This is a genomic window from Acidobacteriota bacterium, assembly GCA_009861545.1.
Classification (GTDB): domain Bacteria; phylum Acidobacteriota; class Vicinamibacteria; order Vicinamibacterales; family UBA8438; genus WTFV01.
The window spans coordinates 1-22,156 of record VXME01000158.1 but is presented as its reverse complement, the minus strand read 5'-3'; the positions used below and the strand labels follow the sequence as shown (position 1 = coordinate 22,156).

Here is a 22,156-nt window from a genome sequence, read left to right as displayed (position 1 = left end):
GCGTTCGCGACGGACGCCGATCGCAGCAGCAAGGAGGCAGGGATGTCTCGTTCCATGGTCAAGAGGTCATTGGTACTGATCGCAGTGGTCCTCTCGGGAGGATTGCTGGCCGCGGCTTGCGGAGGAGGAGGCGATGAGCTGCTGATTGCGCGCTCCTTCTTCCAGGCTGCGCGGTTCGACGACCGAACCTCCCTCGGCAACATGTCGCTGGTGCCGTTCACCCCCCAGGACGACGGCATCGCTTCGAGCCCGGGCGTCGAGTTCGTCGGCGAGGAGGAACGGCGTGCGCTCCAGATGGTCGAGTTGAATCAGGCCCTCGCCGAGACGCGCGACGCCGAGACCAACTTCCGCGCCGACAAGAAGATGTACCAGGACACCAACGAGGAGCTCATTACCCTGGCCATCGAGTCCGGCCGTGAGGGCGAGGATCCGAGCAACGCCGACATCAGGCGCGCCGCCCAGGCCTGGACCGGTCGCACGGGTGAGCGGGTGGAGAGGAACAACAACGCCGGGCGGCGAGAGCACTTCAATGGCATTCGTGACTCCTGGAGCACGCAGGTCGCCGACGAGCGCGAGTGGGCGCGCAAGGTCTCCGAGGCCCAGAACGCGCTCAACAGCGAGCGGCGCATCGTCGACGTCAGCCTCTACGACTTCGTCCGCGACTCACCCGAGGCCATAGAGGTCATCGAGTTCGGCGGCGAGCTCGTCACGAAGCAGTTCACCGTGAGCGCGAACGTGACGAAGGACGACGTCGAGGAAGAGCGGACGATGTGCTTCACGATCCAGAAGGCGGATCTGCACGCTGTCCCGATGCCGAGTGCGGAAGAAGAAGGCGAGATGACGGAAGGGACCGTCGAGGGCCGCTGGATCATCACGAGCATCGACAAGACCAGCAACGCGCCCTGCGCGGGTCACGAAGCCGCCGACTAGGTCGGGTCGACCGTCGACCACGGGGCGTTGTCGACAGCGACGACTTCTGTCTGGCGCCGCCGCACGTCACATCCCGAGGGCGGCCGGCCGGTTCGACCGGTGTCGGCCGCCCTCCTCCCGGCCCGCCGGCCGTCACGGCCGGTCGCGGGGTTTCTCCGCGCCGGCGCCCCCGCCGTATTTTCCTTGCCACTCATCGAGATGCGTCCTGTCCGAGAGTGGGACATTCATGCGGTAGGCCGCGCGCGCGATCGCGTGAGCGGCAACCGGGGCCGTTACCAGCAGGAAGATGATCGTCAGTCCGGCGATCGCGGTTTCAGCCGCGGTTCCGAAGTGCACGGCTGCGCCGCCGAACACCAGGCCCACGCCAAGCGTTCCCGCCTTGGTGGAGGCGTGCATGCGAATGAGCACGTCCGGCAGGCGCAGGATGCCGAGGCCGGCGACGAACAGGAAGAAGCCTCCGCCCAGAAGGCAGGCCGCAACGATCAGATCCGACCACGGGACATCACCGGCCATCGGGTTCTTCCGCCCTCCCGTCGGCCCTTCTGTCGCGATCGAGCTGCTCGGCCGTGCGCTCGGCGTACCAGGCGAAGGCGACCGTCGCCAGAAAGGCCACGAGCGCCAGCGCGATGGCGATGTCGAGAAAGTCCGGCTCGTCGTACGTGATTGCCAGCAGGCCCGCGACAGCCACGGCCAGCACGGTGATGAGGTCGACCGATACGACGCGGTCCGGCAGGCTCGGCCCCTTCATCAGGCGTACGAACGAGAAGACCAGCCCCAGCACGGTCAGGACCGTCGTGACGCCGACCGCCCAGGTGACGATCATCGGAAGTGCCCCGCGGGTTCGGTCACTGCATGGCCTCCCAGACCAGGCGCTCGAAGCCCGTCTTGATCCGCCTGCGCGTCTCGTCCGGATCGTCGGCGAACATTTCGTGCACGAACAGCGTCTTCCCGTCCGGACTGACGTCCAGGCTCAGGGAGCCGGGCGTCAACGAGATGAGATTCGCCAGCACGGTGATCTGTATCGGCTCTACGATGTCCAGCGGCACGGCCACGATGGCCGGGCGGGATCGGTGCGTAGGCGTGATCACGTCCCAGGCGACCTGAAAGCTCGAAACCGTAAGCTCGTACAGGAAATACGCCCCCAGGCGGACCGCCAGCAGGACCCTCCTGAAGTAGGCGGTCTTCCCGTACATGGGACTCGACAGGCTCAAGGCCGCGAACGCCAGGAGGAAGCCCCACGCGAAAGTCGCCAGATCGAAGGTTCCGAACAGGGCGCACCAACCGCCGGCGAGCAGCAGGTTGATCTGGAAGAGCCTCATTCCGCGTTCTCTCCGTAACCGGCCGCGTTTGCGGCGACAGCGCCCCGGTCGAGCACGGCTTCGACGTAGAGCGAGGGGTCCATCAGCTCGGTCGCGGCCCGTTCCGCCAGCGTGTAGAGAGGCCGGGCGTAGAGACCGATCGCCAGCGTGATGGTCGCCAGCGTCGCAATGGGCGCCAGCAGTAGCCAGCGCCGCCGCGCCGCGAACGAGGGCGGCGGCCCGGCCTCGTCCGGGCGAGCCTTCCAGAAGGCGTTCATCCAGATCTTGGTCATCGAGAAGACCGTCAGCAGGCCCACGACCAGCGCCACCCCCGCGAGGACGAATTCATCGCTCTCGATCGAGGCCTGGATCAGCAGCAGCTTCGCCCAGAAGCCGGACAGCGGCGGGAAGCCAGCGAGCGAGAACGCCGGTACGAAGAACAGCGCCGCCAGCAGCGGCTTGTCGCGGTAGAGCCCGCCGAGCGTCTGCAGATCGGTGGACCCGGCCAGCCGATTGACGGCCCCCGAAACGAAGAAGAGGTTGGCCTTCACGATGATGTGGTGGATCACGTAGAAGATCCCGCCCAGCAACCCGAGCGTCGTGAAGAGCGCGAGGCCCAGGATCATGTACCCGATCTGGCTGATGATGTGGAACGACAGAATGCGCCTCAACTCGTTCTGCGAGGCGGCCCCGAGGACGCCGGTGACCATGGTCAGGCCCGCCACCCAGAGCAGCAGCTCGTGCGTGTACCCGACGTCGTTCCGGAAGATCAGCGTGAAGAAACGCATCAGCGCGTAGACGCCGACCTTCGTCAGCAGGCCGGAGAATACGGCCGAAACCGCGGTCTGCGGCGTGTGGTAGCTGGCCGGAAGCCAGAAGAAGAGCGGAAACACCGCCGACTTCAGCCCGAACGCGATGATGAACACCATGGCGACCAGGGTGAGCAACCCCTGATCTTCGACTTCCTGCACCCGCACATGGAGGTCCGCCATGTTGAGTGTTCCCGTCAGTCCGTACAGCAGTCCGATGCCGCTGAGCAGCAGTGTGGTCGCGATCAGGCTCAGGGCGGCGTAGCGCACGGCGCCGTCGAGTTGCGCCGGCGTGCCTCCCAGCACCAGCAGGGCCAGCGAGGCGATGAGCATGATCTCGAACCAGACGTACAGATTGAAGATGTCTCCGGCCAGGAACGCGCCGCACACGCCCGCCAGCAGCGCGTGCAGCAAGGGGTGCAGAGCACGGGAGAGCGGCCCGGGCCGCGTGTCCCCGAACGCGTAGATCACGGTCGCCAGCCCGATCAGGGCGGTGACCGCGACCATCGCCGCGCTCAGGTGATCCGCGACCAGCGTGATTCCGTAGGGAGCCGGCCACCGGCCGATCTGCACGGACGCGATACCGTTCCGCCACACCATCGACAGCAGGCCGGCGGCTGCCCCGGACAGGCCGATGGCGCCGGCGAGGCTCACCGCTCGTTGCGCCTTCTCGCTGCCGCGCCCCGCGAAGCCGATCACGGCCGCGGCCAGCGGAATGACGATCGGGCAGACGAGCAGCCAGTTCAATCGCCCGCCCTCGGTCCCGTATCGGCGTCCGCCGACGAGGGTTCCGCGGCCCGCATGTGATCGGTGTCGACGGTTTCCAGCTCCTGGTAGGTCCGGAAGGCGAGCACCAGCGCGAACGTGAGCAGGCTGAAAGAGATCACGATCGCGGTCAGAATCAACGCTTGGGGCACGGCGTTCGAGATGCCGGGGAGGGGCGCGGACTCTCCCGGCGCAATCAGCGGCGGCCGGGCGCGCGTCATGCCTCCGCTGGCGAAGATCACCAGATTGGCGGCATGGGAGAGCAACGCCAGCCCGAAGATGAAACGCACGAAGTTGCGGCTGAGCATCAGATAGACGGTTGCCGCCATCAGGACGCCGACCAGCACTGCGACGATTGGCTCCATCAGTGGTTTCCCCGCTGCCTGCAAGTGCCCGGCTACTGCTCCTTGATGCCGAGGACGAAGGTCAGCACGACCCCGACGACGACGAGGTAGACACCGACGTCGAAGACTACCGGCGTGCCGATCTTCAGCCCCGCCAGGGTGCCCCATTGGCCGGTCAGGAACGGGGCGGTGTCCCGAATCGATCCGACGAAGCCCGAGGCGATGGCTGCCGCCAGGCCGGCGGCGCCGACCGCGCGGGGGTCCACGCGCAGTAGCCCGCGAGCCGCCTGCGGGCCGAACACGAACGCGTACAGGCTGAAGGCGATCGACGCGACCAGCCCGCCGACGAAGCCGCCGCCGGGGTGCTCGTGGCCCCGCAACAGCAGGAACACGGAGAACACGAGAATCAACGGGACCAGCCGGCGAGTGGTCTCCCGCAGGATCATGGTGTTCATGGTGGCGCCGTGCCACGGCTGTGCGCGCGCGGCCGCTGCCTCCGCGCCCGGAGGCGGAACGCCCTTCCGCTGCCGGTGGCCCGGCAGCAGCAGGGCGAAGACCGCCGCGCCCGCGATCGCGAGCACCGATATCTCCCCCATGGTGTCGAGAGCACGGAAATCGACCAGGATCACGTTGACGATGTTCCTGCCTTGACCGCCCGGCACGGCGGTACGCTCGAAGTAGTCTCTGAGGTCCGGCTGGGGAGGGGACGCGGTCACGGCGAGCAGCACCAGAGTGACGCTGACTCCGACCGTGACGGCGACGATCCCGTTGCGCAATCGTGCGGGTCTCGAAGGCCAGATCTCGTTTCTGAAGTCCGGAAGCTTGAGCAGCACTATCGCGACGATCACCGTGACGAGCGTCTCGACGATCAATTGCGTCATCGCGACGTCCGGAGCGCCGAAGGTGAGGAAGATCAGCGCCGTCGACATCCCCACCACGCCGAGTGCGCAAATCCCGAGCAGGCGGGACCGGGTACGGATTATCACGACCGACGCGGCGGCGACCAGGGCGGCCAGCGACCAATCGAGAAACGTGGCTTCCCCCAGCCGCACGGGCCAGAAGGACACGTTCTTGATCCAGTAGGTCACGGCCAGGCTCAGGCCGAGCGTGGCGAATACGATCAGCAGGTAGTGCCGCTGGACGCCCGACTGCAACCGCCGGGTCTGCCAGGACGCGACGGCGGCGAGCCCGTTCATGGCTGCGTCGTACGCGCGGTCGCCGCTGACCGGAACGATTCTTCCGAGACGGGCGAGTCCGGCCGCAACCGCGGCCCGCTTCCAGAATCCCAGGACGGCCGCGGCCAGTGTCACGAGGGTCAGCACGAGGGCCTCGCTCGTGCTGTGCCAGGGAACCTCCCCGGCATGCACGGAACGCCCGGTCACGACCGCTTCGGCCGGCACGAGCAACTCCATGAACGGGAACTGCGGCGACAACCCCCAGTAGAGGCCGACCGCGGCCAGCACGACCGGTCCGCACCAGAGCTGCCAGACTCCTTCCCGCGCCGGCGTGCGGTATTCGGGGCGCGGGCCGAGGAACGGCTTGATTGCAAGCACTATCGCCACGATCGCGATGGGCGCGGCGGCGAAGAACACGGCCCAGGACAGGTAGGCGGCGGAGTCGGGCGCGAAGCCGACGGTGTACAGCAGCTCCTTGCCGATGAACCCGATCGAGGGCGGCACGCCGGCCATCGAGACGCATGCGGCGACCGCGGCGGCGAACGTGACGGGCATGGCCTTCGCCAGACCGCCGAGCCGGGTCAGGTCGCGGGTGCCGGTCGCCTTCTCGATGGTCCCGGCAACCATGAACAGGGCCGCCTTGTAGAGGGCATGCGCGACCAGGAACGCAAGCGCCGCCAGAACCCCGCGCGACGGCTCGCCCTGCCCCGCGTCGGTCGGCGATCCGAGAAACAGGACGCACACGCCGAGCGCCATGATCGTGGTGTAGGCCAGCACCTGTTTCAGGTCGGACCTGCCCAGCGAGACGAACGCCGAGTACACCGCCGTCACCGCTCCCACGGCGGTCAGCGTCTCCATCCAGAGTGCGGTCCCCCCCAGGACTGGGGTCAGGCGGGCCAGCAGGAAGACGCCTGCCTTGACCATCGTCGCCGAGTGCAGATAGGCCGAGACGGGCGTGGGAGCCGCCATCGCGTTGGGCAGCCAGAAGTGAAACGGGAACTGCGCCGACTTGGTGAAGGCTCCGAGCATCACCAGGACGACGACCGCCGTGTAGCGCGGGTGGTCCGCGAAATGCTGCTGGTCGGCCAGCATCTCCCGGAGGCTGAAGGTGCCGACGGCCTGACCCAGGACGACGAAGCCGGCCAGCATCGCCAGGGCGCCCGCGCCGGTTACCAGCAGTCCCTGCAGAGCGGAGCGCCTGGCGGTGGTGTTCTCATGCGAGTAGCCGATGAGCAGGAACGAGGTGATCGTGGTGAGTTCCCAGAAGACGAACAGCGCGACGAGGTTGTCGGCCAGCACGAGGCCGAGCATCGCCAGCATGAAGCTGACGAGAAAAAGGGTGAACCGGCCACGTTGCGGGTAGCCCTTCATGTACGCGCCGGCGAAGAGGAAGATGAACGCGCCGATGCCGGTGATCAGCAGGGCGAACAGCAGGCTCAGACCGTCGACCACCAGGTCGAGGTCGATACCCAGTTGCGGCAGCCATGCCATCTCCCAGACGAGGGCCTCTCCGCTGGAGACGGCTGGAATCAGCGTGCAGAACCAGACGAAGAGTACGACTGGCAGCGCAACCGCAAGCCGCACGTACAGCGGGGTCGTCACGCTCGGGTTCCCTCTACTCGATCGCGGGCCCGCCGGCCGCCATCAGCGCCCGGTGCATCCAGAAAGGAAGGCAACCCTGCCCCAGCAGCCGGTCGTGAAAGTGCTGGAGGGAGAAACTCTCTCCTTCGGCCTCCTTCACGTCGGCGCGCAACTTGAGCAGCATCAGCTTCCCCAGCGCGTAGAGCACGGCGCCGGGGTCGAACGTGGCGCGCTCGGCCTCCTGCCGCGCGCTCGACTCCTCGATGTACGCCTCCTCGCAGAAGAAGCGGACCCCCTGCTCGACGGACATGTCCTCGGTGTGCAGCCGGATGCCGACGACGGTGCGGGCGAGGCGGAGCAGCGCCTCGGCCAACTGGCCCAGCCGCAGCTCGGGATTCCCGCGCTCGAAGCCCTCGTCGAGGACCATCTGCTCCGCGTAGTGGGCCCAGCCCTCGACGAACGAGGTCGCCGCGAAGAATCCCGACTTGCGGCACGGCGAGCGCACGGCGCGCAGGTGCTCGCCGTGCAGAAAATGGCCGGGAAAGACCTCGTGCGCGGCGATCGATGAGAGGGTCGCGTAGCTCAGGTCCCGCAGGTGCTCGGCCTGGCGCTCCGCCGTCCAGGCCGGGTCGACGTTGGTGACGTGGTACAACGCCGGCAGGCGGGTCGTCTCGAACGGGCCCGGCGTCCAGAGGCTGGCGGCCGTCCAGCGGTGGAAATCCGGGGTCGGCCGCACCTGTACCCCGACATGCTCCGGAACGGTCACGATGCGCTTCCGCGTCAGGAACGTCTCCAGTGCTTCGACCTGCGCGCCCGCCTCGCGGATGAGCGCGTCCGGCGCCGGATGACGGTCCCGGGTCCGCCGCCACGCCGTTGCCGGGTCCGGGTCGATCTGCGCCGCGACGCGCGCGAACTCGTCCTGCGCGGCGTGCAGCTCCCGCCGTGCTATCTCCAGCAACTGGTCGGCCGGCAGGTCGAGACCCTCGTCGAGCCGCAGCTTCTGCTCGAACCGCGCGCGGCCGAGACGAAACGAAGCGCGGCTCCGCGGGGCCACCGCGTCCCGCAGGTGCGCGATGTGCGCGCGCAGGGCGTCGGTGGCCTCGATCGACGTGTCCGCGAGCACGCCGAGCAGGTGCAGGTCCTCCAGGTCGCGGAATGCGCGCGGCAGGTCGCGCTCGACGAAGGTCAGCAGTCCCTCGAACGACTCGATGCCGACCTTGACGAACAGCCCCGGCGCCTCGGTGACGTTCTGCCGCGCAGAGTCGAGCAGCCGCGGCACCTGCCGCAGCTTCGAACCCACGCGCCGCGCCCGCTCCGCCAGGTCGGCGTAGGCGAAGAGGGTTTGCCCGGCGAGGCTCTCCGCCAGTATGTCGGCGTAGTACAGCGGATTGCGCTGCCAGCCGCGCACCTCTTCGAGGGCGAACAGATGACCGCGAATCCGGTCGCCGAGCATCCGCCGCTCCATCGCCTCGACCGGTGTCAGCGCCGAGGGGTTGATGCCGTCGAGTCGGCGCGCCCAGCCGCCGAGCTCGCGGACGCGCGCGTCGACGGCCGGCCGGCTCAGGTCCTCGAGCAGGTCGTCGTGGGTATGGACGCCGTCGGCCGCCGCAGCCGTCGGGTACATCTCGTAGACAGAGGCAAGGTACTCCTCGACGAAGTGCGAGAGCGGTTCGGAGACGTGGCTGGTGATCGACTGGCGCATCGGACGTGTCACGAAGGTTGGAACGTTACGCTGACCCCTTGATGGTACAATACTGGCGCGACCCGATCGTGTCGCTCGCGGCAGCCTGCTGAAGATCTCGTGCCCTCTGCGCTCACGCCCGGCACGCTTCACATCGTGTCGACTCCCATCGGGAATCTCGAGGATGTGACGTATCGCGCCGTACGGGTATTGCGCGAAGTCGACCTGATTGCGGCCGAGGATACCCGCCGCGCGGCGCGGCTGCTCGACCACTACGGGATCACGACGCGGCGCATCAGTCTGCACGAGCACAACGAATCCCGCCGGACGGGCGGTCTGCTGGCGCGGCTGGCGGAGGGCCAGACGATGGCGATGGTGAGCGACGCGGGCACGCCGCTGATTTCGGACCCGGGCCGGAGGCTCGCTCGCGCGGCCCTCGACGCCGGCTTCCGGGTAGAGGCGGTCCCGGGGGCGAGCGCCGTGCTGGCGGCCCTGGTCGCGTCCGGCATGGTGGAGGACGCTTTCACGTTCGCGGGATTTCCGCCGGCACGGTCAAAAGACCGAAAACAGTGGTACGCAGAGGTGGCGAGCGAGCCGCGGCCGGTCGTCTTCTTTGAAGCGCCCCACCGGATTCGCGCGTCGCTGGCGGATCTCGAAACCGTGAGCGCCAGCCGAACCGTGGCCGTTTGCCGCGAGATGACCAAGCTCCACGAGTCCTTGGTTGTTGGACCTATACCCGATGTGCTGGCCGGACTGCAGAATCCGCGCGGCGAGTTCACCGTCGTCCTGGCCCGCGCGCCGGTGTCCGGGGCTCCCGTGGAAGTGCCGGCCGGGGCGGACCTTCTTCGTGAATTCGGTCTGTTGACAGAATCCGGGCTGTCCCGCCGGGCGTCCGTGCGTTCACTGGCCTCCAAGTACGATGTCCCGAGCCGCCGCGTGTACCAGGCGATAGAAGGCGCGAGGGGCCGGCATTGAGCGCACGGCACGTCCTGGTGCTGGCGGCCGGCAAGGGCACCCGCATGCGGTCGAGCCGGCCGAAGGTGCTGCACCGGCTCGCGGGCTGCCCGCTGGTCGAGCACGTCCTGCGGGCGGCCGATCCGCTCGCCGCCGCGTCGACGACGCTCGTCGTGGGCCATCAGGCCGAGGCGGTCGAGCGCGAGCTGGCCGTCAGCCGCGGCGGGCTGCGTTTCGCCCGCCAGCAGCGGCAGCTCGGTACGGCGCATGCGGTTCTGCAGGCCGAGCCGATGCTGGCCGGGAAGCACGGCACCCTGATCGTCCTGATGGGTGATGCGCCGCTGGTTGCGGCCGGGACAGCGCAGGCCCTGGCCGAGACCCACGAGCGAACCGGGGCGGCGGCGACCGTCCTGACGGCCACGCTCGAGCGCCCGTACGGTTACGGCCGCATCGTCCGACGCGGCGGGCAGGTCGCCGAGGTGGTCGAGGAAGCGGATGCGACCCCGGCGCAACGCGCGCTGCGGGAGGTCAACAGCGGCATCTACGCGTTCGATCTCGCACCGCTCTTCGCGGCGTTGCGGGCGGTGCCGGAGGCCGGACCGAAGCGCGAGCGCTACCTGCCGGGCATCCTGCGGCGGTACCGCGAGCAGGGACTCGACGTGGAGACCGTGGTCGCGGCGGCCGACGAGATCCGCGGCATCAACAGCCGGCGCGAGCTGGCGGAAGCAGGTTCGCTGATGCGTCATCGAAAGAACGAGGAAATGATGGCGGCGGGCGTCACCATCGTCGACCCGGCGACCGCCTACGTCGACGTCGACGTCGACGTAGGGCCCGATACGGTGATTCACCCGGGCGTCATCCTCGAGGGGCGCACGTCCATCGGCGCCCGTTGCGAGCTGCATGCCGGCGTCCGGATCGTGAACTCGGTCGTCGGCGACGACGTCACGGTGAACAACCATTCCGTTATCATCGATGCCGAGGTCGCCAGTGCGGCCCGCGTCGGTCCCTTCGCGCATATTCGTCCCGGCTCCACCGTCGGCGCGGAGGCGAAGGTGGGCAACTTCGTGGAGCTGAAGAAGGCGACGCTCGGCGCCGGCGCCAAGGCGGGCCACCTGAGCTACGTCGGCGATGCCGCGGTCGGCGCCGGCGCCAACATCGGCGCCGGGACCATCACCTGCAACTTCGATGGCGCGGCCAAGCACCGGACGACGATCGGGGAAGACGTCTTCGTCGGCAGCGGGACGCAACTGGTTGCGCCGGTGACGGTCGAGCGCGGGGCGTACGTCGCGGCCGGCTCGTGCATCACGGACGACGTGCCGGCGGATGCCCTCGCTCTGGCGCGGGCCCGCCAGGTGAACAAGCCGGAGCACGCGACGGTCCTGCGCAACAAGATCGGGGAGTCGGAGTAGGACATCCTCTATGTGTGGCATCGTCGGCTACGTCGGAGCGAAGCCGGTCGTGCCGGTGCTCATCGGCGCACTGCGGCGGCTGGAGTACCGCGGCTACGACTCGGCCGGCATCGCGCTGGTGGCGGGCGGGCGGATCGAGGTACGCCGCAGCGCCGGGAAGCTCGAGCGACTCGAGCGGACCATCCAGACCGATCCGGTGGACGGCGACTACGGGGTAGGGCACACGCGCTGGGCCACCCACGGCCGGCCGACCGAGGAGAACGCCCATCCGCACCGCGACTGCAGCGGCCAGCTGGTCGTCGTGCACAACGGCATCGTCGAGAACTACCTGGAGCTGAAACGAGAGCTGCAGCAGGGCGGCCACCGTTTCGAGACGGAGACCGACACCGAGGTCATCGCCCACCTGGTCGAAACCGAGCTGCAGGGCGACGGCATCGAGAATGCGGTCCGGCGTGCGTTGCGGAGACTGCGCGGGCTGTTCGGGATGGTGCTGGTTCATGCCGAGGACCCCGACAAGATCGTCGCGGTCCGCAACGGCCCGCCGATCGTCGTCGGCATCGGCGACGACGAGTTCCTCGTGGCATCCGACATCCCCGCCATCCTGGATCACACGCGTGACGTGGTCTTCCTCGGCGACCGGGAGATGGCCGTGATAACGCACGGCGGGGTCGAGTTCACCGACTTCACCGGCCGCGCCGTGTCCAAGGCGACGCAGCGGATTCAGTGGGACCCGGTCATGGCCGAGAAGGCCGGGTACAAGCACTTCATGCTCAAGGAGATCTTCGAGCAGCCGTGGGCGCTGCAGGAGACGGTGCTCGGCCGCGTCTCCGAGGAACGGGCGCGGGTCTTCCTGGGCGAGCTCGAGATTCCCGAGGCCGCGCTGCGCGAGGTGGAGCAGGTGGTCCTCGTGGCCTGCGGCACGTCCTGGCACGCCGCGTTGGTCGGGAAGTTCCTCCTCGAGCAGCTCGCGCGCGTGCGCGTGGAGGTCGACTACGGGTCGGAGTTCCGCTACCGCGATCCGATCGTCGGCGACCGGACGCTGGCGGTGGTCATCACCCAGTCGGGAGAGACCGCCGACACGCTCGCGGCGCTGCGCGAGGCGCGCGGAAAGGGCGCCCGCAGCATCGCCATCTGCAACGTCGTCGGCAGCATGGCCACGCGCGAGTCCGACGGCACGGTCTACACCCACGCGGGTCCGGAGATCGGGGTCGCGTCCACCAAGGCGTTCACGTCGCAGTTGCTCGCCCTGCACCTGCTCGCGCTGCACCTCGCGCACGCCCGCGGGACCCTGGAGGCGCCGGCGGCTCGGGGCCTCATCGAGGCGATCGCGCACGTGCCTGTGCTCATCGAGCACGCCCTCAAGTCCGATTCCCTCATCCAGTCGATCGCGAAGCGCTTCTACCGGAGCACCAACTTCCTCTACCTGGGGCGGGGCGTCAACTACCCCATCGCGCTCGAGGGCGCCCTCAAGCTCAAGGAGGTCTCCTACATCCACGCCGAGGGCTATCCGGCCGGCGAGATGAAGCATGGCCCCATCGCGCTCATCGACGAGCACATGCCGGTCGTGGCCCTCGTGCCGCAGGACAAGGTGTTCGAGAAGATGCGCGGGAACCTGCAGGAAGTGAAGGCGCGCGGCGGCTCCGTGATCGTGGTCACCGACGCCCCGCCGGACGAGTTCGACGTGGTCCTCGATCGCGAACGCGACTCGGTCATTCCCGTCCCGCCGACCCACCCGCTGCTGATGCCGATCCCGATGGTGGTGCCGCTCCAGCTCCTCGCCTACCACATCGCCGTGCTGCGGGGCTGCGACGTCGACCAGCCGCGCAACCTGGCCAAGAGCGTGACGGTTGAGTAGGAACGGCCTTCCGCAGGCCGGAGCCGGCGGCGACGATCTGCTGTCCGGGCTCAATCCGGAGCAGCGTGAAGCGGTGCTGCACCGCGACGGGCCGCTGCTGATCCTCGCCGGGGCCGGATCCGGCAAGACGCGGGTCATCTGCCATCGGCTCGCCTCTCTGATCGGCGGCGGCCATGCGGCGGCGGATCAGATCCTCGCGGTGACCTTCACCAACAAGGCGGCCGAGGAGATGCGCGCCCGCGTCGAGCGGCTCCTCGACATCGCGGCGCCCCGGCTCTGGGTCTCGACCTTCCACGCCTTCTGCGCGCGGCTGCTGCGCCGCGAGGGCCCGCGGATAGGCCTCTCGCGCGACTTCGTGATCTACGACGGCGTCGACCAGCTCAACGTGGTGCGGCAGGCCATGAAGGAGCTGAACATCGACCCGAAGATGGTGCCGCCCAAGTCGCTTCTGTCGCGCATCAGCCAGGCGAAGAACCGTCTCGAGAGCGCCGCGGATCTGCGCCGGGCCGGCGAGAGCTTCGCCGACGAGCAGCTTGCGGAGGTCTACGAGCGCTACGCCCGCGCGCTGACCTCGAGTCATGCCCTCGACTTCGACGACCTGCTCCTGAAGACGGTGATGCTGTTCGAGGAGTCGGACGAGACGCGCAGCCGGTACGGGGAACGCTTCCGCTACATCATGGTCGACGAGTACCAGGACACGAACCGGCCGCAGTACCTGCTGGTGCGCTACCTGGCGGAGCGGCACCGCAACCTCTGCGTGGTCGGGGATCCGGACCAGTCCATCTACAAGTGGCGGGGAGCGGACCTGCGGAACATCCTCGATTTCGAGGACGACTTTCCCGAGACGACCGTGGTGCGGCTCGAGCGCAACTACCGGTCGACGCAGGTCATTCTCGACGCCGCCTCCGGGCTGATCGCGCACAATCGGCGCCGGCGCGAGAAGCGTCTGTACACGGAGAGCGCCGGCGGCGACCCGATCCTCTTCCATCGCGCCAACGACGAGCTGGAGGAAGCCGACTTCATCCTCGGCCAGTTGCGCGATGCGGCGCGGGGCGCGGGGCGCGCCGCCGTGCTCTTCCGCACCAACGCGCAGTCGCGGGTGATCGAGGAGGCGCTGGGGCGCGCGGGCATCCGGTACCGCGTGGTCGGCGGGGTCCGCTTCTACGAACGCAGGGAGATCAAGGACGCCCTCGCCTACCTGAAGCTGCTGCTGAACCCGGACGACGACATCAGCCTGCGCCGCGTCATCAACGTCCCGCCGCGCGGGATCGGTCCGGGCGTGATGACCGGGCTCGAAGGCGTCGAGCCCCCGCCCGTCCATGACGCACCGCTCTTCGACGAACCCGCCGGGCCGGGTGCCGCGGGGACCGGGTGGTCGCTGTGGAAACGGCTGTTGCGCGCGACCGACGAGCACCTGCTCCCGAAGCGGGCCCTGACCGCGCTGTCGGCGTTCCGGACGCTGATGGAGTCGTCGCGGGCGACCGCCGAGAGGCGGTCGGTCTCGGAGACGCTCTCGGCCGTCCTCACCGAGAGCGGCTACGTCGCGGCGCTGCGCAAGGACGGCAGCGAGGAGGCCGAGAGCCGCCTGTCGAACCTGATGGAGCTGGTGTCGGCGGCCCAGGACTACGAATTGCGGGAAGAAGAGCACAGCCTGGGCGGCTTCGTCGATGCGTACTCGCTGCAGTCGGAGGCCGACGAAGGGGAAGGGTCGGAGGACGCGCGCGTCTGGCTGATGACCCTGCACGCGGCCAAGGGGTTGGAGTTCCCACTCGTGGTGCTGGCGGGCATGGAGGACGGCCTGTTTCCGCATTCCCGCACCCTGGACGACGAGGAAGGCCTGGAGGAGGAGCGGCGCCTCTGCTACGTCGGCATGACGCGGGCCGAGCGGCGGCTGGTGTTGACCAGCGCGGCGCGTCGGCGGCTGTTCGGCGAGTACCAGTCGACCGAGCCGTCGCGCTTCCTGTTCGAGATTCCCCACGAGCTGGTCCGGGTGGTCGAGCCGGCGTACCGTGCGCGGCTGCCGTCGGCCGGATACGAGGGTCCGTCGCGCGGGTATCGCGGGCACGCCGGCCGCCGGCGGCGAGCCGATTCCCACGAGCCGCCCGCCACGTTCTACGACGACGCGGACGAGGACCAGTCCGCGGGAGGCATTTCGCGCGGCGCGCGGGTGCGGCACCCGAAGTTCGGGGTCGGCACCGTGGTCGGCGTCGAGCCGGCGGCGGGCGACCTGAAGCTCTCCATCCGCTTCACCGGCGTCGGCGTCAAGAAGATCCTGGCGCGCTACGCGAAGCTGGAGCGGGTGTAGGCCGGGACGGTCACTGCCGGTCGCGCTCGTCCTCCGAACATTGTCGCGCCGCCCCGTCCACAACTAAAATAGGAGGTTCGCTCGATTCGGCGTCACGATGGCGCCGTCCATCCGGACCGACTGAGACGATGCCGCTCTACGAATACGAGTGCAACGACTGCGCACACCGCTTCGAGCGGATCCAGAAGTTCTCGGATCCACTGGTATCGACCTGTCCCGTCTGCGGCGGGCAGGTGCGCAAGCTGCTGTCGTCGCCGGCCATCCAGTTCAAGGGGACCGGGTGGTACGTCACGGACTACGCGAAGAAGTCGAGCGGCGACGCGCAGGAAGGCGCCCGCAAGGACGGCGGCGAGGGGAAGGCGGCCGGCGGCGCGAAAGGCGACGGCAAGAAGAGCGCCGACGGCAAGGACGCCGCCGCCTCGGCGTCCAAGGACGCGTCATCCTCGACGTCCGGGAGCCAGTCGACCGGCTCGCCGGCGAAGTCGTCGGACCCGGCTGCTGCCCGGTAGCGGCGCCGCCTGCGGTTGCGTTGGGGGTTTCGCGCCGCGAAACCCCTCCAGGGCAAAGTCCCGGGCGTCTCTCAGTTTCCCGTCGCCGGCGCCGTCGCGCTGTCCAGCGCGTCCCGCAGATCCGCGGCCAGGGCCGGCTGCTTCGCGGCGAAGTGGATAGTGGCCTTCAGGAAGCCGCTCCGGTTCCCGGCGTCGAGCCGGATCCCGTTCAGCGCGCAGGCGTGGATCGGGCGGCTGCGCAGGAGCTGACGCAGGCCGTCGGTCAACTGAATCTCGCCGCCGGCGCCCCGTTCCGTCGCTGCAAGCGTGGGGAAGAGGTCGGGCGTCAGGATGTAGCGGCCGACGATGGCGAGGTCGGACGGCGCGTCGGCCGCCGCCGGCTTCTCGACCAGGTCGGTCACGCGGAACACGCCGTCGCGGATCGGCTCGGCCGCGATGATGCCGTAGCGGTGGACGGCGTCGCGCGGCACGCGCTCGACCAGCAGGACCGGCCCGCCGCACGCGGCGAAGACGTCGAGCATCTGCCCCAGGGCCGGCGGGTCGGCGTCGATGATGTCGTCGGGCAGCATGACCGCGAACGGCGCGTCCCCGACGGCGTCGCGGCCGCACAGCACCGCGTGGCCGAGGCCGAGCGGCTCCGGCTGGTGGACGGTGGTCACGTCGGCCAGCGCCGTGAGCGCGCGGACGGTCGCCAGCAGATCGGGCTTCCCGCGCGCCTGCAGCTCCGCCTCGAGCGTGGGGGCGGGCGCGAAATGCGAGGCGGTCAGGGTGTTGCCCGGGTTCGTCACGAGCACCACGCGCCGGACACCGGACTGCACCGCCTCCTCGACGCCGTACTGGATGATCGGGCGGTCGACGAGGGTGAGCAGCTCTTTGGGGACGGCCCGGGTGGCGGGCAGCATCCGCGTGCCGAGGCCGGCCGCCGGCACGAGGACGGTCCGGACAGCGGCGTTCGTCGGCATGCGGTTTCGGATCGTATCATTCGTGGTCTGTCATGTTGGATCCAGCCCTGCTCCGTGAACACCTCGACGACGTCCGCGCGCGCCTGCTGACGCGCAGCGAGGATCACAACGCCGATCTCGACCGGTTGGTGCGGGCCGACGCCCAGCGCCGCGCCATCATCCCGGAGCTCGAGACGAACCGCCGGGCCCGCAAGCTCGTGGGCGAGCAGGTCGCCCGGGCCCGCAAGGCGGGCGACGACGGCGACAAGCTCGCCGAGCTGATGCAGCTCGGCCAGGAGCATGGGGCCGTCATCAAGGCGCTGGAGGCCCGGCTCGGGTCGGTCGAAGAAGAACGGGACGCCTTCGCCCGTACGTTGCCCAACCTGCCGCACGCCAGCGTGCCGGTGGGCAGCTCCGAAGCCGACAACGTCGAGATTCGCCGGCACGGCGAGCCGCCGCGCTTCGACTTCGCCCCGCGCCCGCACTGGGAGCTGGGCCCGGCGCTCGGGATCCTCGACTTCGAGCGCGCCGTACGCATGGCGGCATCGCGCTTCGCGGTGCTGACCGGGACCGGCGCGCGGCTGGCGCGGGCGCTCATCAACTTCATGCTCGATCTGCACACCGGCGAGCACGGCTACACCGAGATCGAGCCGCCGTTCCTGGCCAACGCGGCCGCGCTGACCGGCACCGGCAATCTGCCGAAGTTCGAGCACGACCTGTTCAAGGTGGCGGGGGACTGGGACCTGTATCTCATCCCGACGGCGGAGGTGCCGCTGTGCAACCTGCACCGGGAGGAGATCCTGGACGGCCGCCTGCTGCCGGCGCGCTACGTCGCCTACACGCCCTGCTTCCGGAGCGAGGCGGGGTCGTACGGCAAGGACGTCCGGGGCCTGATCCGCCAGCACCAGTTCGACAAGGTGGAGCTGGTCGCCTACGCGACGCCGGATACGTCCTGGGACGTGCACGAGGCGCTGACCCTGCACGCCGAGGAGGTGCTCAAGCGCCTCGGCCTGCCGTACCGCACCGTGCTGCTGTGCACCGGCGACATGGGGTTCGCGGCGTCGAAGACCTACGACCTCGAGGTGTGGCTGCCGGGGCACGACGCCTACCGCGAGATCTCGTCGTGCAGCAACACCGAGGCGTTCCAGGCGCGGCGCGCCGGCATCCGCTTCCGCCGGGACGGGAAGGGGAAGCCGGAGCACGTGCACACGCTGAACGGATCCGGCGTGGCCGTGGGGCGCGCACTCGTGGCGATTCTGGAGAACAATCAGCGGCGGGACGGGTCGGTGGTGATTCCGGAAGCGCTGCGCGGGTACATGGGCGGGCTCGAGGTGATCGAGCCGGGTGTGGGATGATTATCGTCTTGCGGAGGGATGGCCGAGCGGTCGAAGGCGGCGGTCTTGAAAACCGTTAGCGGGGAAACTCGCTCCGGGGTTCGAATCCCCGTCCCTCCGCCAGAGCGGCCCGTTCGGGCCGTTCTGGCGGAGAGACGGGGTTTCAGGCGCTCATCGGCTCCTTTCAGGAGCCGCTTCGGGCACGAATCCCCGTCCCTTTATGATTTGTCATCTTGATGGCAGGCCGGCAGCACCGGCGCACCGCGGCCGTCGACATGCCGTGCATCATCCGGTCGGCCAGTCGCTGGTCCGCCTGCAGCGCCGGGTAGGCAGGAATCTCTATTGTGCCTTCGATGCCGCCTTCATTGCCTTCCCGGCTAGAGATTGCACAACTAACGAACCAAGGACACGACGAGGCCCATGGCAAAGGAAACCGTGTTCAGGAAGTGGCTCGAGCAAGGAGGCGCTCAGGCCGTCGCCGCGCAAAACACCCGTGTTTACGCCATCAGGACGATCGAACGGAAGCTGCAAGAGCTCGGAATGCCGTTCCCAGATCTGGACGCAGCCTGGGAAGCGGACCGTTTCGAGTCGCTACGCGAACGGCTGGGCGGAATACGGGAAGATGCGCGCGGCGGCGGGCAGGACTACCGGATTCTGATGCCGGACTCCAAGAACCCTCAGAAGCGGCTTTCGAGCTGGCACCGCTGGCTGGGCCAATATGGCCGGTTCCTCGACGGTGAACCTCCGGGACCAGCCAAAGATGCCGACCGCATCCGGCAGTATGTCCTTGAACACTACGTCGAGCCGGCCCGGAAGGAAGGGCGTGGACAGGCCGAAGTTCTCGTGCGCGACGTGAACACGGCGCTCAATCTGAAGGAGGCATGGCCGAACATCTGCCAGGCTCTTGCCGGGCGCAAGTTCCAGAATCTCGCTCAGATTGCGCCGCCCGAGCGAATCGGCGCCGACCAAAGCTCAGCCACGATCTTTCGGTTCGACCTGAGGGATCGTCGCATCTACAGATCGGCTCTCAACGAGTTGCGCAATCGGTTTCTCGCTGAGTGTCCGGACTTCAGGAGCTTTGGCGATCCAGGATCGGGATGGGCCAAGCATGAAAAGACCTACAAGGTGAAGGCTTCGGAACGTGTGCGGACCGCGCTTGGAGATGGTGGCGACGACGAAGCCCTTGGAAGGGCCGTCTTCGACATACTCGAGACCGCAGCGAAAACCGGCCCCCTTGTGCGATGGCAGACCAGGGACAAGATCGCCAAGCAGGAACCCGAGCTGCTCGGTGAGTTCCATGCCATCGTCGGGCAGGTGATCCGGTCAGACCAACCCGCAGCGGAAGCCCTTTCGCAAGCGTTCGAGGCGCTCGCCGCCCTGAAGAAGAGAGGCGCTGCATCGCTGACCTATGGCGAGCGCCTCAACATCCTGTTTTCTTCGCTGTCCATGGTGCGCCCCGGTGAGGCAGCTCCCCTCAAGATCACGTGGATGAACGAGGCTTGGGAGAAGCTCACGGGAGAAAAGCTGTTCGTCGAAGCCAGGGCGAACATGGCGTCAGACTATCGCCGCTTCGCGGAAGTCTTCGACGAGCTCTTCGGCGTAATGCGCGACGAGTGGCAGTGGCAGCCGCAGGACTGGCTAGACTTGCAGGGTTTCCTCTGGATTGCCTGCCACACCAAGAAAGGCCCCGTGAGCATGCCGATTCCGCCCCTGAACCTCGTCCTCTACGGACCACCCGGCACCGGTAAGACGTTTCTCACCGCCGCGGAAGCCGTCAGGCTTTGCGGCGAGCCATTGCAGGACGATCGCGAGGCGCTGATGCAGACCTACCAGCGTCTCCTCGCAGCCGGACGCATCGAGTTCGTCACCTTTCACCAGTCGATGTCCTACGAGGATTTCGTGGAAGGCCGACAGCCGATCACCGGGTCGGACGAAGACGACGCCCCCTCCTCCGCTGGCTTTCGGCTGGAAACCGTCCCGGGCATCTTCCGCCGCATCGCGAAGCGTGCCGAGACGAGCCGGGGCCGGTCGACCGATGGCGACCCGTTCACCATCGAAGGCCGGCAGGTCTTCAAGATGTCGATCGGGGAGGCGAACAACCCTGAAGAAGCACATCTCTTCGAGGAGGCCATCGCAGAGGATTACGCGTTGCTCGGCTTCGAAGACATCGATTGGAGTGATGACAAGTACGCCAAGCGGGAAGCCGTCGTCGACGCCTGCAAGACCAAGGGACACAACGACGTCGATGCGCGGTCGGGCGTGGTTCAGATGCCTTTCATCTTCCGCAACTGGGTGCGCAACGGTGACATCGTAATCGTGTCGAAGGGTAACTTGCTGTTTCGGGCGATCGGCGAATTCACCGGCGACTATGAATTCCACCCCCGGCCAGAGGGAGGCTATGCTCATAGACGCTCCGTACGCTGGCACTGGACGGACCGCGAAGGCGTGTCCGTCAGCGAGATCTACACGCGGCGCTTCACGCAGAAATCGATCTACGTGCTCCTTGACAAGGAGCTCAACATCCCGGCTCTCGAGCGCTACTTGAACAGCCAGCAGACGGAGAGCCCGACGGAGCCGGAACCCTTCGTCTTGATCATCGACGAGATCAACCGCGCCAACATCTCGAAGGTCTTCGGGGAGCTGATCACGCTCCTCGAACCGGATAAGCGCCTGGGCCAGCCGAACGCGCTGAGAGTCCGCCTGCCGTATTCCGGCGACGACTTCGGCGTTCCCTCGAATCTGCACATCCTGGCCACGATGAACACGGCGGACCGGTCAATCGCGTTGCTGGATACTGCGTTGCGCCGCCGCTTCACCTTTAACGAGATGATGCCCGATCCGTCCCTACTGGACGGGGCGGCCGAGAGATGCGGGCTCGCGCTGCCGCGAATCCTCGATTCTCTCAACAAGCGGATCGAGTACCTCTATGACCGCGAACACCAGATCGGGCATGCCTACTTTATCAGCTGCGCATCGCGAGCAGATGTGGACGCTGTCATGCGGGACAAAGTGATCCCGTTGCTGGCCGAGTACTTCTTCGAGGATTGGGGGAAGATCGCGGCCGTGCTGGGCGACGCGGAATCGCACGATGGGCCGATTACGGGCCACTTCCTGAAGCGCTCGGTGATCAAGGCGCCGCCTGGCATTGAAGATGGCGATGACCTGCCCCGGTTCCGCTGGGAGGTCCGCTCCGAGGACTTCGATTACACAGGGCTGGAAGGATGATCCGCCGAACCATCCGCGAATGGGGGCGCATCCGCTATGGGACGGACGAGACGACGATCCCCGCGTCCCACGCAGACCAGCTCGCGGCGGCGGCGCGGGCGTCGGTCTTCTCTGGGCTCGCCAACGAAGGGGTGCTGGAACACGGCCGAAAAGAGCTACGGGCCCGTGGCGTAGTGGGGGTGATTGCCACGCCCGGCTGCCAGCTCGAGATTCTGCCGAAGATCGACGGCACGGGCGAAAGCGGGGTGGACAACACCACGCTGCGCCGCCGGTTGATTCACATGCTGGCTATCGCGCGGAACATCCGCATCGATGCCGGCGCAATCACGCAACTCGGCTGGCAACGCCACACGCTCCTGGAATTGTTGATCCGGCTCTATTGCGGCAAGCTTGCCGACGCGGTGCGCCAGGGCATACCGCAGCAGTACACCGAGCAGGAGGACGACCTCCCCACCCTGCGCGGGCGTCTCGATGTGACGCGACAATTCTCGATCCTCCCGGTCTCGCCCCAGAAACTGGCTTGCCGGTTCGACGCGCGTTCGCCCGACATCGCGCTCAATCAGGTCATGCGCGCAGCCATCGACAAGCTTTCCCGCGTTGCCCAGGCTCCGGATAATCAGCGCGCCTTGCGCGAGCTGAGCTTCGCTTACTCCGACATCTCAAGTGTGCCCCCGGGTGCCTTGCGCTGGGACCTGATCGTGCTCGACCGGACGAACACGCGATGGCGAGAGCTACTGTCGCTGGCACGGCTCCTTCTGGGTGACCGCCATCAGCAAACGAGCGCCGGCCCTATCGATGGCTACGCCCTGCTGTTCGAGATGAACATCCTCTTTGAGGAATATGTGGCGCGACTGCTTGCCCGTGCGCTCGCGGACGCGGACCTGAGTGTTTCAGCGCAAGGCGGGCACCGGGACTGCCTCTTCGATGGAGAGGCGGGGCGGTTCCGGACACGTCCCGACCTGATCGTCCGACGGGGCAGCCAGATCGGCTCTCCTGAAACAGGTATGGGTGGGTTGAGGGCGATCTGCGGGGGGACGGGAT

General features: G+C 67.9%; 17 protein-coding genes and 1 tRNA gene. 10 read left to right on the top strand and 8 right to left on the bottom strand.

What is annotated here, in order from left to right; all coding sequences use genetic code 11:
- Positions 1 to 42: 42 nt before the first annotated feature.
- Positions 43 to 930, top strand: coding sequence for a hypothetical protein (locus tag F4X11_24570; protein ID MYN68152.1), 888 nt, complete (start codon positions 43 to 45; stop codon positions 928 to 930).
- Between the two features lie 132 nt (positions 931 to 1,062).
- Here F4X11_24570 and F4X11_24565 read toward each other — a convergent pair whose 3' ends face one another.
- From F4X11_24565 to F4X11_24535, 7 genes are read right to left on the bottom strand one after another with little or no spacing between them, the layout of a single operon-like run.
- Positions 1,063 to 1,443 (bottom strand): monovalent cation/H(+) antiporter subunit G, encoded by a 381-nt coding sequence (locus tag F4X11_24565; GenBank protein MYN68151.1) that lies wholly within the window; start codon positions 1,441 to 1,443, stop codon positions 1,063 to 1,065.
- The gene (locus tag F4X11_24560; GenBank protein ID MYN68150.1) at positions 1,433 to 1,753 is read right to left on the bottom strand and encodes a cation:proton antiporter; all 321 of its coding nucleotides are present in this window, start codon (positions 1,751 to 1,753) and stop codon (positions 1,433 to 1,435) included. The genes F4X11_24565 and F4X11_24560 overlap by 11 nt, the downstream gene beginning before the upstream one ends.
- Positions 1,754 to 1,775: 22 nt before the next feature.
- Entirely contained in the window at positions 1,776 to 2,249 is a 474-nt protein-coding gene (locus F4X11_24555; GenBank protein ID MYN68149.1) for a sodium:proton antiporter, read from the bottom strand.
- A complete protein-coding gene (locus tag F4X11_24550; protein MYN68148.1) occupies positions 2,246 to 3,784 on the bottom strand; it encodes a Na+/H+ antiporter subunit D in 1,539 nt (512 codons plus the stop codon). Before F4X11_24550 ends, F4X11_24555 begins: the two co-directional genes overlap by 4 nt.
- Entirely contained in the window at positions 3,781 to 4,167 is a 387-nt protein-coding gene (locus F4X11_24545) for a Na+/H+ antiporter subunit C (protein ID MYN68147.1), read from the bottom strand. Before F4X11_24545 ends, F4X11_24550 begins: the two co-directional genes overlap by 4 nt.
- A 32-nt stretch (positions 4,168 to 4,199) precedes the next feature.
- Positions 4,200 to 6,923, bottom strand: coding sequence for a DUF4040 domain-containing protein (locus F4X11_24540; GenBank protein ID MYN68146.1), 2,724 nt, complete (start codon positions 6,921 to 6,923; stop codon positions 4,200 to 4,202).
- Positions 6,924 to 6,936: 13 nt separating this feature from the next.
- A complete protein-coding gene (locus F4X11_24535) occupies positions 6,937 to 8,604 on the bottom strand; it encodes a DUF885 domain-containing protein (protein ID MYN68145.1) in 1,668 nt (555 codons plus the stop codon).
- Positions 8,605 to 8,703: 99 nt separating this feature from the next.
- Between F4X11_24535 and rsmI the strand changes: the two genes are divergently transcribed.
- The 5 genes from rsmI (at position 8,704) to F4X11_24510 (ending at position 15,615) form a co-directional block, all read left to right on the top strand.
- Complete coding sequence (gene rsmI / locus F4X11_24530) at positions 8,704 to 9,558, top strand: 16S rRNA (cytidine(1402)-2'-O)-methyltransferase (GenBank protein MYN68144.1); 855 nt, start codon at positions 8,704 to 8,706, stop codon at positions 9,556 to 9,558.
- Positions 9,555 to 10,946 carry a UDP-N-acetylglucosamine diphosphorylase/glucosamine-1-phosphate N-acetyltransferase gene (gene glmU / locus F4X11_24525; GenBank protein MYN68143.1) on the top strand — a complete coding sequence of 464 codons (1,392 nt, stop codon included), beginning with the start codon at positions 9,555 to 9,557 and terminating at the stop codon, positions 10,944 to 10,946. The genes rsmI and glmU overlap by 4 nt, the downstream gene beginning before the upstream one ends.
- A 10-nt stretch (positions 10,947 to 10,956) precedes the next feature.
- The gene (gene glmS, locus F4X11_24520) at positions 10,957 to 12,801 is read left to right on the top strand and encodes a glutamine--fructose-6-phosphate transaminase (isomerizing) (GenBank protein ID MYN68142.1); all 1,845 of its coding nucleotides are present in this window, start codon (positions 10,957 to 10,959) and stop codon (positions 12,799 to 12,801) included.
- Between the two features lie 37 nt (positions 12,802 to 12,838).
- Positions 12,839 to 15,106 carry an AAA family ATPase gene (locus tag F4X11_24515; protein MYN68141.1) on the top strand — a complete coding sequence of 756 codons (2,268 nt, stop codon included), beginning with the start codon at positions 12,839 to 12,841 and terminating at the stop codon, positions 15,104 to 15,106.
- 128 nt (positions 15,107 to 15,234) lie between these two features.
- Positions 15,235 to 15,615 (top strand): hypothetical protein, encoded by a 381-nt coding sequence (locus F4X11_24510; protein ID MYN68140.1) that lies wholly within the window; start codon positions 15,235 to 15,237, stop codon positions 15,613 to 15,615.
- 71 nt (positions 15,616 to 15,686) lie between these two features.
- On the opposite strand, the gene F4X11_24505 is transcribed toward F4X11_24510, so the two are convergent.
- Positions 15,687 to 16,577 (bottom strand): UTP--glucose-1-phosphate uridylyltransferase, encoded by an 891-nt coding sequence (locus F4X11_24505; GenBank protein MYN68139.1) that lies wholly within the window; start codon positions 16,575 to 16,577, stop codon positions 15,687 to 15,689.
- Positions 16,578 to 16,609: 32 nt separating this feature from the next.
- Here F4X11_24505 and serS point away from each other — a divergent pair, with 32 nt between their 5' ends.
- The 4 genes from serS to F4X11_24485 all read left to right on the top strand — a co-directional run.
- Entirely contained in the window at positions 16,610 to 17,911 is a 1,302-nt protein-coding gene (gene serS, locus F4X11_24500; protein ID MYN68138.1) for a serine--tRNA ligase, read from the top strand.
- Positions 17,912 to 17,923: 12 nt separating this feature from the next.
- Positions 17,924 to 18,013, top strand: a tRNA-Ser gene (locus F4X11_24495).
- A gap of 1,323 nt (positions 18,014 to 19,336) precedes the next feature.
- A complete protein-coding gene (locus F4X11_24490) occupies positions 19,337 to 21,115 on the top strand; it encodes an AAA domain-containing protein (GenBank protein ID MYN68137.1) in 1,779 nt (592 codons plus the stop codon).
- Positions 21,112 to 22,156 (top strand): restriction endonuclease (locus F4X11_24485; protein MYN68136.1); only part of this gene is annotated, 1,045 nt, incomplete at its 3' end. The genes F4X11_24490 and F4X11_24485, both read left to right, overlap by 4 nt.